At 71.5% G+C, this 13,285-nt stretch carries 12 protein-coding genes and 1 pseudogene; 6 read left to right on the top strand and 7 right to left on the bottom strand.

Annotated elements, in window-relative coordinates; translation table 11 throughout:
* A complete protein-coding gene (locus tag IF78_RS0111030; protein ID WP_031480494.1) occupies positions 1-399 on the bottom strand; it encodes a RidA family protein in 399 nt (132 codons plus the stop codon).
* Positions 396-1,673: an acyl-CoA dehydrogenase family protein gene (locus IF78_RS0111025; RefSeq protein ID WP_031480495.1), complete on the bottom strand. Its 1,278-nt coding sequence runs from the start codon at positions 1,671-1,673 to the stop codon at positions 396-398. Before IF78_RS0111025 ends, IF78_RS0111030 begins: the two co-directional genes overlap by 4 nt.
* A 173-nt stretch (positions 1,674-1,846) precedes the next feature.
* On the opposite strand from IF78_RS0111025, the gene IF78_RS0111020 reads away from it, so the two are divergent.
* The 3 genes and pseudogenes from IF78_RS0111020 to IF78_RS50825 all read left to right on the top strand — a co-directional run.
* On the top strand, positions 1,847-3,460 hold the full coding sequence (locus IF78_RS0111020) for an AMP-binding protein (protein WP_031480497.1): 1,614 nt from the start codon (positions 1,847-1,849) through the stop codon (positions 3,458-3,460).
* Between the two features lie 15 nt (positions 3,461-3,475).
* Positions 3,476-4,288 carry a PaaX family transcriptional regulator gene (locus IF78_RS0111015; protein ID WP_031480499.1) on the top strand — a complete coding sequence of 271 codons (813 nt, stop codon included), beginning with the start codon at positions 3,476-3,478 and terminating at the stop codon, positions 4,286-4,288.
* 70 nt (positions 4,289-4,358) lie between these two features.
* Positions 4,359-4,508: pseudogene (locus tag IF78_RS50825) on the top strand (elongation factor 1-alpha C-terminal domain-related protein); the annotation flags it as partial.
* A 32-nt stretch (positions 4,509-4,540) separates the two neighbouring features.
* On the opposite strand, the gene IF78_RS0111010 reads toward IF78_RS50825, so the two are convergent.
* On the bottom strand, positions 4,541-6,934 hold the full coding sequence (locus tag IF78_RS0111010; protein ID WP_031480501.1) for a bifunctional salicylyl-CoA 5-hydroxylase/oxidoreductase: 2,394 nt from the start codon (positions 6,932-6,934) through the stop codon (positions 4,541-4,543).
* A 3-nt stretch (positions 6,935-6,937) separates the two neighbouring features.
* Positions 6,938-7,765, bottom strand: a complete 828-nt coding sequence (locus IF78_RS0111005; protein ID WP_031480503.1) for an enoyl-CoA hydratase family protein — start codon at positions 7,763-7,765, stop codon at positions 6,938-6,940.
* 330 nt (positions 7,766-8,095) lie between these two features.
* On the opposite strand from IF78_RS0111005, the gene IF78_RS0111000 reads away from it, so the two are divergent.
* Entirely contained in the window at positions 8,096-8,548 is a 453-nt protein-coding gene (locus IF78_RS0111000) for an ATP-binding protein (protein WP_031480505.1), read from the top strand.
* A gap of 30 nt (positions 8,549-8,578) precedes the next feature.
* On the opposite strand, the gene argF is transcribed toward IF78_RS0111000, so the two are convergent.
* Together argF and IF78_RS0110990 are read right to left on the bottom strand one after the other, a co-directional pair.
* Positions 8,579-9,586, bottom strand: coding sequence for an ornithine carbamoyltransferase (gene argF / locus IF78_RS0110995; RefSeq protein ID WP_031480512.1), 1,008 nt, complete (start codon positions 9,584-9,586; stop codon positions 8,579-8,581).
* 60 nt (positions 9,587-9,646) lie between these two features.
* Entirely contained in the window at positions 9,647-10,870 is a 1,224-nt protein-coding gene (locus IF78_RS0110990; RefSeq protein WP_031480514.1) for an arginine deiminase, read from the bottom strand.
* A gap of 164 nt (positions 10,871-11,034) precedes the next feature.
* On the opposite strand from IF78_RS0110990, the gene IF78_RS0110985 reads away from it, so the two are divergent.
* Positions 11,035-12,072 (top strand): SPFH domain-containing protein, encoded by a 1,038-nt coding sequence (locus IF78_RS0110985; RefSeq protein WP_031480516.1) that lies wholly within the window; start codon positions 11,035-11,037, stop codon positions 12,070-12,072.
* On the top strand, positions 12,069-12,968 hold the full coding sequence (locus IF78_RS0110980) for a diacylglycerol kinase catalytic domain-containing protein (RefSeq protein WP_031480518.1): 900 nt from the start codon (positions 12,069-12,071) through the stop codon (positions 12,966-12,968). The genes IF78_RS0110985 and IF78_RS0110980 overlap by 4 nt, the downstream gene beginning before the upstream one ends.
* A 20-nt stretch (positions 12,969-12,988) precedes the next feature.
* On the opposite strand, the gene IF78_RS0110975 is transcribed toward IF78_RS0110980, so the two are convergent.
* Positions 12,989-13,174, bottom strand: a complete 186-nt coding sequence (locus IF78_RS0110975; RefSeq protein WP_031480520.1) for a hypothetical protein — start codon at positions 13,172-13,174, stop codon at positions 12,989-12,991.
* Between the last annotated feature and the right edge of the window lie 111 nt (positions 13,175-13,285).

Raw genomic sequence — 13,285 nt, 5'->3', positions numbered from 1 at the left:
CTACGGCAGAACGGCGAAGCCGTCGAGCTCCACCATCGCCTGTTCGTCCCAGAGGCGCACGACCTCGACGACCGTCATCGCCGGATAGTCACGCCCCGCCAACTGCCGCCAGATCCGGCCCAGTTCGGCGGCTCGTTCCCGGTACGCCGCGACATCGGTGGCGTAGACGGTGACCCTGGCGAGGTCGGCCGGTGTGCCGCCCGCCGCCTTCAGCGCGGTCAGCAGGTTCGTGAGCGCCCGCTCGAACTGGTCCGGCAGCGTCTCCCCGACCACCTTCCCGTCGGCGTCGAGCGCGGTCTGCCCGGCCAGGAACACCACGCGGGACCCGGTGGCGACCACCGCGTGGGAGAAGCCGGTGGGCGGGGAGAGATCGGGCGGATTGACGCGCTCGGTACTCACTGGGCGGCCTCCATGTTCGCGTACAACTCCTTGGCGATGATGCCGCGTTGGACCTCGCTGGCGCCCTCGTAGATGCGCGGGGCGCGCACCTCGCGGTAAAGGTGTTCGAGCAGGTGGCCGCGGCGCAGGGCACGCGCACCGTGCAACTGGACCGCCGCGTCGACGACATACTGCGCCGTCTCCGTCGCGAGCAGCTTCGCCATCGCCGCGCGCCCCGGCACATCGGGGGCCTTCTCGTCGTACGCCGTCGCAGCCGCGTACACCATGAGGCGGGCCGCCTCCGTGCGCAGGGCCATCTCGGCGACCTGGTGGGCGACCGCCTGAAGGTCCTTCAACTTGCCGTCGAACGCGTCCCGCCCGGCCGTGTGGGCGAGGGTCGCGTCCAGGGCCGCCTGGGCCATGCCCACGGCGAAGGCGCCGACGCTGGGCCGGAAGAGGTTGAGGGTGCCCATGGCGACACGGAAGCCGCGGTCGGGCTCGCCGAGCATGTCGGCGGCGGTGACGGGGACGGCGTCGAAGGCGAGGGTGCCGATGGGGTGCGGGGACAGCATGTCGAGGCCCGCTCCGGTGACGCCGGGGCGGTCGGCCGGGACCAGGAAGGCGGTGACGCCTCGGGCGCCGGCGCCGGGGGTGGTGCGGGCGAACACGGTGTAGAAGTCGGCCTCGGGGGCGTTGGAGATCCAGCACTTGTCGCCGGTGAGGCGCCAGCGGGTGGGGCCGTCCGGGGCGGCGTGCAGCGTCTGCCGGGTGCTGGTCGTTCGCCGACTGCGGGCCGGTGGGGGCTTGTCGAGCGGTTCCCCGTGCCCCTGTTGGGGCGCGTCATCGCGCTCTGAGTCGGCAGTTCCAAGCCCGCCGCTTCGAAGCGGCTCCGGCTCCGCCCGTAGCTCCAGCGCCGCCGCGTCCGACCCGGCCCCCGGCTCGCTCAGCGCGAAGGCCGCCACCGCGCTCCCCTCGGCCACCCTCGGCAGCCACCGCTCCCGCTGGGCCGGAGTGCCGTACGCGTGGACGGGATGCGCGCCCAGGCCCTGCAGGGCGAGCGCGGTCTCCGCCTCCGTGCAGGCGTACGCGAGGGACTCCCGCATCAGGCACAGATCGACGGCCCCGGAGGTGAACAGCCTCCGCAGCAGCCCCAGTTGACCCAGTTCGGCGACCAGCGCGCGGTTGACGTGCCCGGGTTCGCCCTTCTCCGCGAGCGGTCGCAGGCGTTCGGCGGCCAGGGCGCGCAGCTCGGCACACCAGGCGGTTTGTGTCGGATCGAGCGAGAATGCGGGCATTGCCGACCTCCCTGCGGGCCGTCCGCGACGGGCCCTCTCGACAGACCTCCTCGACGGACCAGCTCGACGATATCGCGCCCTGTTGACTGCCGTCACCAACACGATACGCTCCCCCATGCGAGCCCACCACGACGCCCACAAGGCAGCCCACACGGCAAGGGGGCGAAACCGCCATGGCCGGTCCGCACCGCTCCCCGCACGTCGACACTTTCGCCCGCGAGCATCTGCCACCGCCCGACCAGTGGCCCGAGCTCCGCTTCGACCTTCCGGGGCTGCGTTACCCCGAACGGCTCAACGCCGCCGCCGAACTGCTCGACGGCCCCGACGACGAGCGTCCCGTGTTCCACACCCCGTCCGGCGCCACATGGACGTACGGCACATTGCGCGCCCGTGTCGACCGGCTCGCGCATGTGCTCACCGACCACCTCGGCGTGGTCCCGGGCAACCGGGTACTGCTGCGCGGCCCGACCACGCCCTGGCTGGCCGCCTGCTGGCTGGCGGTGCTGAAGGCGGGCGCGGTCGCCGTCACCGTACTGGCCCAGCAGCGGTCGCACGAGCTGCGGACCATGTGCGAGATCGCCCAGGTCCGGCACGCGCTGTGCGACATCCGCGCCGTCGACGACCTGGCCAAGGCCGAGATACCCGGCCTGCGCATCACGACGTACGGCGGCGACGCCCCCGACGACCTGCTGCGCCGCCCGGTGTCCGACGCGCCCTACCCCGCCGTCGACACCGCGGCCGACGACGTCGCGCTCATCGCCTTCACCTCCGGCACCACCGGACGACCCAAGGGCTGTATGCACTTCCACCGGGACGTGCTCGCGATAGCCGACACCTTCTCGGAACATGTGCTGCGACCACATGTGGGCGATGTCTTCGCCGGCAGTCCCCCGCTCGGCTTCACCTTCGGCCTCGGCGGTCTCGTCATCTTCCCGATGCGGGCCGGCGCCAGCGCCCTGCTCCTCGAACAGGCCGGTCCCAAGCAGCTGTTGCCCGCGATCGCCGAGCACCGGGTGTCCGTACTGTTCACGGCACCGACGGCGTACCGCGCGATGCTCGACGAGCTCGACTCGCACGACATCACCTCCCTGCGCCGCTGTGTCTCCGCGGGCGAGAACCTGCCCGCCGCCACCTGGCAGGCCTGGCACGAGCGGACCGGGTTGCGCGTCATCAACGGCATCGGCGCCACCGAGCTGCTGCACATCTTCATCTCCGCGGCCGACGAGCACATCAGGCCGGGGACGACGGGCGTGCCGGTACCGGGCTGGCACGCGCGCGTGGTCGACGAGGACGGCGAGCAGGTGCCCGACGGGGAGCCCGGGCTGCTCGCCGTGCGCGGGCCCGTCGGCTGCCGGTACCTCGCCGATCCCCGCCAGCACGAATACGTGCGCCACGGCTGGAACATCACCGGCGACACCTACGTCCGGGAGAGTGACGGCTACTTCCGCTATGTCGCCCGAGCGGACGACATGATCATCTCGGCCGGTTACAACATCGCGGGCCCTGAGGTCGAGGAGGCGCTGCTGCGTCACCCGGATGTGCTGGAGACGGCGGTGGTGGGGCGGCCCGACGAGGCGCGCGGCCAGGTCGTGGTGGCATACGCGGTGCTCAGGGAGGGTGCGCGACGGGACGCGGAGGCGCTGCGCGCGTTCGTCAAGGCCGAGCTGGCGCCGTACAAGTGCCCGCGTGAGATCGTCTTCCTGGACGCCCTGCCGCGCACCGCGACCGGCAAGCTCCAGCGGTTCCGGCTGCGCGACGGCGGTGGCCCTCGGGGTGACCAGCAGTGATCCGTACGACCTAAGATGATCAACGTGTCCGACCAGCATGCACCACGGTCTCTGATCGTCACGCTCTACGGCGCCTACGGCCGCCATATGCCCGGCCCGGTGCCGGTCGCCGAGCTGATCAGACTGCTGGCCGCGGTCGGCGTGGACGCCCCTTCCGTCCGTTCGTCGGTGTCGCGGCTGAAGCGGCGCGGGCTGCTGCTGCCGGCCCGTACCGCCCAAGGTGCGGCGGGGTACGAACTGTCCCCGGATGCCCGCCAGTTGCTCGACGACGGCGACAAGCGCATCTACACCACCGTGCCGCCCGCCGATGAGGGCTGGGTGCTCGCGGTGTTCTCGGTGCCGGAGTCGGAGCGGCAGAAGCGGCATGTGCTGCGCTCCCGGCTGGCCGGACTCGGCTTCGGGACGGCGGCCCCGGGCGTGTGGATCGGGCCCGCACGGCTCTACGAGGAGGCCCGGCACACCCTGCAGCGGCTGCGGCTGGAGGAGTACGTCGACTTCTTCCGCGGCGAGCACCTCGGCTTCACGCCGACCGCCGAGGCCGTCGCCCGCTGGTGGGACCTGGCCGCGATCGCCAAGGAGCACGAGGCGTTCCTCGACCGCCACGCGGGCGTGCTGCGCGACTGGGAGCGCCGCGAGGACACCCCGCCCGAGGAGGCCTACCGCGACTACCTCCTCGCCCTGGACTCCTGGCGCCACCTCCCCTACACCGACCCCGGCCTGCCGGCCCGGCTGCTGCCCGGCGACTGGCCGGGCGCGCGCTCGGCCGCCGTATTCCGGGGACTGCACGAGCGCCTGCGGGACGCGGGAGCCACGTACGCCGGCCTGTGACCTCAGGCACACCACGCGCGGCATCGATGTCCTCGGTGACCAGGACGAGGACCTGTCGGGCGCGGCCGAGCTGACCGCGAACGACCTGGGCCGGATCACCCTCCGCACGGCCGAACCGCTCGCGCTCGACGCCTACGCGGTCTCCCGGCGCACCGGCGCGTTCCTCCTGATCGACCCGGCGGACGGGGCGACGCTGACCGCGGGGATGGCCGAGCAGTAGAGGACCTCCCCACGGCAGGCGGCACTACGCCCTCAAGTCCCGAGCGTCAGGCGGGGCTTGGGGGCGTCCGTGCGTCCGGTCTGCGGCCGGCGGCTGCCCGCCCGGTACGGGGCCGGCCAGACGACGCCCGGACCGTCGTAGCCCTGCTCGGCGGCCGCGTGCAGCGTCCAGTGCGGGTCGTAGAGGTGCGGGCGGGCGAGGGCGCACAGGTCGGTGCGGCCCGCCAGGATCAGGGAGTTGACGTCGTCCCAGGAGGAGATCGCACCGACGGCGATCACCGGCAGGCCGGTGCTGTGCCGGATCCGGTCCGCGTACGGCGTCTGGTACGACCGCCCGAACTCCGGCCGCTCGTCGGCCACGACCTGCCCGGTCGACACGTCGATCGCGTCGGCACCGTGCGCGGCGAAGGCGCGGGCGATCTCCACGGCCTCCTCGGCCGTCGTACCGCCCTCGGCCCAGTCGGTGGCGGAGATACGGACGGTCATGGGCCGTTCCTCGGGCCATACGCCGCGTACGGCGTCGAAGACCTCCAGCGGGAAGCGGAGGCGTTTCTCGAGGGAGCCGCCGTAGGCGTCGGTGCGCCGGTTGGTGAGCGGGGAGAGGAAGCCGGAGAGCAGATAGCCGTGTGCGCAGTGCAGTTCGAGGAGGTCGAAGCCGGCCCGGGCGGCGCGCCCGGCGGCGGCGGTGAACTGCTCGCGGATGTCGGTGAGTTGGGCGCGGCCGAGTTCGCGAGGGGTCTGGCTGTACGGCTTGTAGGGGATCGGGGACGGGGCCACCAGCGGCCAGTTGCCGTCGTCCAGGGGCTCGTCCATGCCCTCCCACATCAGCTTCGTCGAGCCCTTGCGCCCGCTGTGGCCGAGTTGCACACCGATCGCGGTTCCCGGCGCCTGAGTGTGCACGAACTGGACGATCCGCTTCCAGGCGTCGGCCTGCCTGCCGGTGTAGAGGCCGGCGCAGCCGGGGGTGATGCGCCCCTCCGGGCTGACGCAGACCATCTCGGTCATCACGAGGCCGGCTCCGCCGAGGGCGCGGGCGCCGAGGTGGACGAGGTGGAAGTCGCCGGGGACGCCGTCGGTGGCCGAGTACATGTCCATCGGGGAGACGACGACGCGGTTGCGCAGGGTCAGGCCGCGCAGCCGGAACGGGGTGAACATCGGGGGCGTGCCCGGCGGACAGCCGAAGTCGCGCTCCACGGCCTCGGTGAAGTGGGCGTCGCGCAGGCGCAGGTTGTCGTGGGTGACGCGGCGGCTGCGGGTGAGGAGGTTGAAGGCGAACTGGCGGGGCGGCTGGTCGAGGTAGAAGCCGAGGTTCTCGAACCACTCCAGGCTGGCCCGGGCGGCGCGCTGGGTGGAGGCGACGACCGGCTTGCGCTCGTCCTCGTACGCCGCCAACGCCCGCTCCAGCGAAGGCTGTTCCTCCAGGCAGGCGGCGAGCGCGAGGGCGTCCTCGACGGCGAGCTTGGTGCCGGAGCCGATGGAGAAGTGAGCGGTGTGGGCGGCGTCGCCGAGCAGCACGATGTTGCCGTGGGACCAGCGTTCGTTGACGACGGTGCGGAAGGTGGTCCAGGCCGACTTGTTGGACTTGAGCGGCCGGCCGCGGAGCGCCTCCGCGAAGATCTTGGCGCAGCGCTCCACGGACCCCTGTTCGTCGAGTTCGTCGAATCCGGCGGCTCGCCACACTTCTTCGCGCATCTCGACGATGACCGTGGAGGCGTCGGCCGCGTACGGGTAGCCGTGCAGTTGCATCACGCCGTGCTCGGTCTCGGCGATCTCGAAGCGGAAGGCTTTGAAGGCGAAGTCCGCTGCGAGCCAGATGTAGCGGCAGTGGTGTTCGGCCACATAGGGGCGGAACACATGGGCGTACGCCTCGCGGGTGGTGCTGTGCACACCGTCCGCGGCGATGACCAAGTCGTGCGTTTCCGCCAGCCGGGCGGGGGGCGGGGCCTCGGTGCGGAAGCGGAGGTCTACGCCGAGGGTGCGGCAGCGGTCGTGGAGGATCTGCAGGAGTCGTTTCCTGCCCAGTGCCGCGAAGCCGTGTCCTCCGGAGGTTTGGCGGGTGTTTCTGTGGACGATGTCGATGTCATCCCAGCGGGTGAAGTGTTGTTGGAGGGCCTCGTAGACGGCTGGGTCGGCGTGTTCGATGCCGCCGAGGGTTTCGTCGGAGAGGACCACTCCGAAGCCGAAGGTGTCGTTGGGGGCGTTGCGTTCCCAGACGGTGACCTCGCGGTCGGGGGCGAGGCGTTTCAGCAGGGCTGCGGCGTAGAGGCCGCCGGGGCCGCCGCCGATGATCGCGACTCGTAGGGGGTGGCTCGTCGTCGTCGGCGACTGCGGGCCGCCAGGGGCTGGTCGCGCCCAGGCGGCGGTAGCCGCAAATTCAACACAGCCCCGCGCCCCTTGCGTTGGCACACTCCCGTCCGCCGGAAACATCCCCTACCTCCCCTGCCACTTCGGCGGGCGCTTCTCCGTGAAGGCGGCATGGAATTCGGCGTAATCCTCGCCGTTCATCAACAAGGCCTGCGTCGACGCGTCCATCTCCACCGCCGCCGCCAGCGGCATGTCCAGCTCGGCCGTCAGCAGCGCCTTCGTCTGGGCGTACGCCAGTGCCGGGCCGTCGGCCAGGCGGCGGGCGAGGGTCTGGGCGGCCTCGTCTGCCCGGCCCTCATCCACGAGCTCGCTGATCAGGCCGATCCGCTCGGCCTCCGGGGCGCGTACCGGTTCGCCCAGCATCAGCAGGCGGGTCGCGTGGCCCAGCCCGACCACCCTCGGCAGCAGGTAGGCCGCGCCCATGTCGCCACCCGACAGGCCCACCCGGGTGAAGAGGAAGGCGAATCGGGCGCTGGGGTCGGCGATGCGGAAGTCGGCCGCGAGGGCCAGTACCGCTCCTGCCCCCGCCGCCACCCCGTGCACCGCCGCGATCACCGGGAAGGGGCACTCCCGTACGGCCCGCACGACCTGGCCGGTCATCCGGTTGAAGTCGAGGAGCTGGGCGGTGTCCATGGACAGGGTCGCGCCGATGATCTCGTCGACGTCGCCGCCGGAGCAGAAACCGCGCCCCTCGCCGGCCAGCACCAGAGCCCGTACCGCCTTCTCCCGGGACAGTTCGGCGAGCAGGTCGCGCAGGTCGGCGTAGGCGCCGAAGGTGAGCGCGTTGAGTTTCTCGGGGCGGGCGAGGGTGACGGTGGCGACCCCGTCGGCGTGCTCGACCCGCAGATGCTCCCAGTCGAAGGTGCGGGCGGCGGAGCCGGTGAAGGGACTCATGATGTGCGGCCTCCTCGGGCGGACGGCGGGCACTGGCTCACTGAGCTCTACCCTTCGAGCTCTATCCCTCGAAGCTATCACCCAACTTTGACTGTCGTCACGAGCGCGCGATAACCCGTTCGGGTCCGATCTCGGGTGTGACCTGACCCGGTCACATCCGTCACGGATCGTCGACGCCCCCGTAACGGCGGGATCGACTGCGCGAGGCCGGCTGTTCACCTGGGTAAGCCGCACAGCAGTCGGGGCCGAAGGTCCCGAACGGTGCCCCTCGGACGCCTCTGCCGGGTGGCGCCGTACCATTCATAAGGTTGAAAGCAGGACAGCCTGCTCATGAACGGACCCGCCTTGCAAGATCGCCCGCCAGCCTCCGCCTCCTGGCGCATCGCGCTGCCGCACACCGCGGCGGCCGTTCCCGTCGCCCGCGCGCTGGTCCGTACGGCGCTGGCCGAGCTGGAGCATGCCGCCGACAGCGACACCGCGGAGCTGCTCACGGCGGAGCTGGTCGCGAACGCCGTGGAGCACACTGCTGGCGACGGCCCGATAGAGCTTGTGGTGGAGCTGTTGCCGTCCGGCTGCCAGGTCGAGGTACACGATCCCGACCCGGCACCGCCGGGCAATCTGACCCGGCCCGTCCACGGCGACCCCGACCCCTGGCAGGAGCATGGGCGGGGCCTGCTCCTGATCCGAGCCCTCAGCTCGTCCTGCGGCCACCGCCCGACGGACTCAGGCAAGGCGGTGTGGTTCCGGCTGCCGACCGTACCCGCTCAGCGCCGACCCCTGTGACGCCCTGGTGGCGCGGGGCTGCGAAGCGACTCACCCCAGCGTCGCCACCAGCACGGCCTTGATCGTGTGCATCCGATTCTCCGCCTCGTCGAACACCACCGAGTGCGCCGACTCGAAGACCTCGTCGGTCACCTCCAGCGACTCCAGGCCGTGGCGCTCGTAGATCTCGCGCCCCACCTTGGTGCCGAGGTCATGGAAGGCCGGCAGGCAGTGCAGGAACTTGACGTCCGGGTTACCGGTGGCGCGCAGCACGTCCATGGTCACCGCATAAGGACCGAGCGCAGCGATCCGCTCGTCCCAGACCTCCTTGGGCTCGCCCATGGAGACCCACACGTCGGTGGCGACGAAGTCGGCGCCACCGACCCCCTCGGTGACGTCCTCGGTGAGTGTGATGGCGGCGCCACTGCCCTCCGCCAGCTTGCGTGCGCGGGCCACGACCTCGTCGCTCGGCCAGTACTCCTTGGGCGCGACGATCCGTACGTCCATGCCGAGCAGCGCGCCGGTGACCAGATAGGAGTTGCCCATGTTGAAGCGGGCGTCGCCCAGGTAGGCGAAGGCGATCTCCTTGAGCGGCTTGCCGCTGTGCTCCGTCATCGTCAGCACGTCGGCGAGCATCTGGGTGGGGTGCCAGTCGTCGGTCAGGCCGTTGTAGACGGGCACGCCCGCGAACGCCGCCAGCTCCTCCACCTTCTGCTGGCTGTCCCCGCGGTACTCGATCCCGTCGTACATCCGCCCGAGCACGCGCGCGGTGTCCTTCACGGACTCCTTGTGACCGATCTGCGAGCCCGAGGGATCCAGGTACGTCGTCGAGGCGCCCTGGTCGGCGGCCGCCACCTCGAACGCGCAGCGCGTACGCGTCGACGTCTTCTCGAAGATCAGCGCGATGTTCCTGCCCCGCAGGTACTGCGTCTCGACCCCGGCCTTCTTGGCGGCCTTCAGCTCGGCGGCCAGCTCGACCAGCCCACGGAACTCCTGCTCGGTGAAGTCGAGCTCCTTGAGGAAGTGGCGGCCGGCGAGGGCGGTCGGGACAGTCGCCATGGGGGCGCTCCAGAGGGACGAGAACAGGGACTCTGGAAGTCTATACGACGTTAGGCATTTCTATACGGCCGCCCGTTCGACCGGGCAACTCATGCAACGCGGCCCTCCCCTCCCCCGCCCCAGCTCGCTGCCCGGAATCTCGATCACCTCGACGCCCTGCTTGCGCAGATGCGTGTTGGTGGTGGAATTCCGTTCGTAGGCGACGACGACACCCGGCTCGACGGCCAGCACATTGCAGCCGTCGTCCCACTGCTCGCGCTCGGCGGCGTGGACGTCCTGGGTCGCGGTCAGGACGCGGATCTCACTCAGCCCCAGGGCGGCGGCGATCGCGCGGTGCATGTGCTCCGGCGGATGGTCGGTGACCTTCAGCTCCTTGTCGCCGGCGCCCGGCTCAATGGTGTAGGAGCGGAGCATGCCGAGCCCGGCGTACTGGGTGAAGACGTCGCCGTCGACCATCGTCATCACGGTGTCGAGGTGCATCAGGGCGCGCCGTTTGGGCATGTCGAGGGCCACGATCGTCTGCGCCGACCCGGCGGCGAACAGCTTGTGCGCGAGCATCTCGACGGCCTGGGGGGTCGTCCGCTCACTCATGCCGATCAGAACCGCCCCGTTGCCGATCACCAGGACGTCCCCGCCCTCGATGGTCGAGGGGTAGTCCGCCTGCCCCTCGGACCAGAAGGGGAACGTTTCGTCGCGGAACAGCGGGTGGTGCCGGTAGATCGCCTCGAAGTGCACGGTCTCGCGCTGCCGGGCGGGCCAGCGCATCGCGTTCACGGAGACACCGTCGTAGATCCAGGCGGAGGTGTCACGGGTGAAGAGGTGATTGGGCAGGGGCGCGAGGAGGAAGTCGTCGAGCTCCATGACATGGAAGCGCACGGAGGTCGGCTCGGGGTGCGCCTCCAGGAACTCCCGCTTGGTCATGCCGCCGACGAGCGCCTCGGCCAGTTCGGACGAGGGCAGGCCCTCGAAGGCCGCACGGAGGTGGTCGGTGGCGAGCACCCCGTACTCCTTCTCGTCGAAGACCCGGTCGAGGACGAGCTTCCTGGCCGCCGGGGTCTCCAGGGCCTCGGTGAGCAGGTCGCCGAAGAGGTGGACGATGACGCCGCGGTCCCGCAGCACATCGGCGAACCCGTCGTGCTCGGCGCGCGCCCGTCGCACCCACAGCACGTCGTCGAAGAGCAGCGCGTCCTTGTTGCTGGGGGTGAGCCTTTTGAGCTCGAGATCAGGCCGGTGCAGGATGACGCGGCGCAGCCGCCCGGCCTCGGAGTCGACATGGAATGCCATGCCTCCATCCTGACCATCGGGGGCCGCGTTCACCCCCTACTTGCCCCCATCTTGTTTTCGTCCTCTTGACGACAACCACGCCCCCCGAATATCGTCTGGATGACGAGAAGTGCGGAGGGGATTCGCGTACGACACGTGCGGCGCGCTCTCACGGAGGGGATCACATGGCCGACATCACCCGGCGCCTCGGCTGGCGCCATCTGCGCGGCGCGCCCACGGCGCACATCCGCCACCACCGCGGCGGAAAGCTGCTGCACGACGGGCCCGGGCTCAGCTTCTGGTTCCGGGCACTGACCGCCGCGCTCTCCGAAGTCCCGGTCGACGACCGGGAGTTGGCGATGACCTTCCATGCCCGTACGTCCGACTTCCAGGACGTGTCCGTACAGGCGACGGTCACCTACCGGATCAGCGACCCCGCAGTGGCCGCGACCCGACTGGACTTCTCCATCGACCCGGACACGGGCGCCTGGCGAGGCAGCCCGCTGGAGCAGCTGGGCACACTGCTGACCGAGACGGCCCAGCAGCACGCGCTGGACGTCCTGGCCCGTACGTCCCTGTCGGCGGCCCTGGTCGACGGGGTCACGGATGTGCGGGAGCGGATCGCAGGGGGCCTGGCCCGGGAGCCCCGCCTCCCGGCCACCGGCATCGAGGTCGTCGCCGTACGCGTCATGGCGCTGCGCCCGGAGCCCGAGGTCGAGCGGGCGCTGCGCACCCCGGCCCGCGAGCAGATCCAGCAGGAGGCGGACCGGGCGACGTACGAGCGCCGGGCGGTGGCCGTCGAGCGGGAGCGGGCCATCGCCGAGAACGAACTGGCCAGCCAGATCGAACTCGCCCGCCGCGAGGAACAGTTGGTGGATCAGCGGGGCACGAACGCGCGCCGCGAGGCCGAGGAGCACGCGGCGGCCGACGCGGTCAGGGCCGAGGCGGAGGCGGCACGGACCGTACGGCTCGCGGAGGCGGAGGCCACCCGGTCCGTGCGGCTGGCCCGGGCCGAGGCCGAGGGCGCGCGTGAGGTCGGTGAGGCGCGGGCGCAGGCGCAGGCGGCCTGGCTGCGGGTGCACGGTGAGGTGGACGTGGCGACGCTGCACGCCCTCACCGGGACACGGCTGGCGGAGAACCTGCCGCGGATCGACAGCGTGACGGTGTCGCCGGACGTGCTGACGGGGCTGCTGGCCAGGCTCGGCACCCAGGAACAGGCGTGAGCCTCGCGCCGCGGGCCGTCCTCGTCCATCGCACCACGGAGTACGAGGAGTTGGTGGCCCGGCACGGCACGCACGGCCAGGCCGCCTTCTTCCTCTCGTCCCGGGGCCGCGACATCGGGGAGATCGCGGAACGCCACCACCGAGCGCGCCGGGCGCTGACGGAGGTGACCTCGGCGATCCCCCTGACCTGGCGTCAGGCCCGGGTGGAGCGGGCCGACCTGGACCGGTTCCTGTTCGCCCCGGAGGACGTGGTGGTCGTGGTCGGGCAGGACGGGCTGGTCGCGAACGTGGCCAAGTACCTCGCCGGACAGCCGGTGCTGGGCATCGACACCGACCCCGGCCGCAACCCGGGTGTCCTGGTGCGTCACCGGCCCGCGGACGCCGGCCCGTTGCTCGCCGCCACGCAATCGGGAGGGGTCCCGTGCGACGAACTCATCATGGTCGAGGCCGTCACCGACGACACCCAGCGCCTCGTGGCGCTGAACGAGATCTACCTGGGCGCCGTCGGACACCAGACTGCGAGATACCGCCTGGGCCTGGAGGACGACGGGGGTGTCGTCGAGGCCCAGGCCTCGTCCGGGGTGCTGATCGGCACCGGGACGGGGGCGACCGGGTGGATCCGGTCGGTGTGGCAGGAGCGGGGAGGGCGGCTGCGGTTGCCCGCCCCGACGGAGGAACGCCTGCTGTGGTACGTCCGCGAGGCCTGGCCGTCCCCGGCCACCGGTACGTCGCTGGTGGCCGGGGAACTCTCGACCGGGAACCGCCTCCGTGTCACCGTCGAATCCGAGCGTCTTGTGGCTTTCGGGGACGGGATGGAGGCGGACGCCATGGACCTGACGTGGGGGCAGACGGTGCGGGTGGGCGTGTGCGGGGAACGGCTGCGGTTGGTGGATTGACGCGGACGCCCTGGACGTGGTCAGACGCCGGGCGGCAGCCGGACCGGTTCCGGACGGGCGAGCATACGGCGGGCGGCGCCGCCCGGGCCGAGAGCGGCACGGGCGACGATCCAACCGGCGAATGCCTGCGGTTCGGTCGAGTCGATGGCCAGTTCGTCGGCGTACCGGGTGAGCGCGGTGGCCGGGTCCCCGGCGGCGAGGTACACCGCGCCGGCTCTGTGTGCGGCGCAGCGCGAGGTGGTAGCCGGCGGTCTCCCTGCGGACGCACGGAGGACGGGTGACCGCAGGGTCCTCCCGCCCTCCGTTGCCCTGGACCC

Source organism: Streptomyces bicolor, from assembly GCF_000719285.1.
GTDB classification, from domain to species: domain Bacteria; phylum Actinomycetota; class Actinomycetes; order Streptomycetales; family Streptomycetaceae; genus Streptomyces; species Streptomyces bicolor.
This window is presented reverse-complemented; position numbering and strand designations above follow the sequence as displayed.

What these genes read in the sequence shown, in the direction of transcription:
- IF78_RS0111025 (WP_031480495.1), bottom strand. Translation starts at nt 1,673, where the DNA reads ATGCCCGCATTCTCGCTCGATCCGACACAAACCGCCTGGTGTGCCGAG.
- IF78_RS0111020 (WP_031480497.1), top strand. Translation starts at nt 1,847, where the DNA reads ATGGCCGGTCCGCACCGCTCCCCGCACGTCGACACTTTCGCCCGCGAG.
- IF78_RS0111015 (WP_031480499.1), top strand. Translation starts at nt 3,476, where the DNA reads ATGATCAACGTGTCCGACCAGCATGCACCACGGTCTCTGATCGTCACG.
- IF78_RS0111010 (WP_031480501.1), bottom strand. Translation starts at nt 6,934, where the DNA reads ATGTTTCCGGCGGACGGGAGTGTGCCAACGCAAGGGGCGCGGGGCTGT.
- IF78_RS0111005 (WP_031480503.1), bottom strand. Translation starts at nt 7,765, where the DNA reads ATGAGTCCCTTCACCGGCTCCGCCGCCCGCACCTTCGACTGGGAGCAT.
- IF78_RS0111000 (WP_031480505.1), top strand. Translation starts at nt 8,096, where the DNA reads ATGAACGGACCCGCCTTGCAAGATCGCCCGCCAGCCTCCGCCTCCTGG.
- argF (WP_031480512.1), bottom strand. Translation starts at nt 9,586, where the DNA reads ATGGCGACTGTCCCGACCGCCCTCGCCGGCCGCCACTTCCTCAAGGAG.
- IF78_RS0110990 (WP_031480514.1), bottom strand. Translation starts at nt 10,870, where the DNA reads ATGGCATTCCATGTCGACTCCGAGGCCGGGCGGCTGCGCCGCGTCATC.
- IF78_RS0110985 (WP_031480516.1), top strand. Translation starts at nt 11,035, where the DNA reads ATGGCCGACATCACCCGGCGCCTCGGCTGGCGCCATCTGCGCGGCGCG.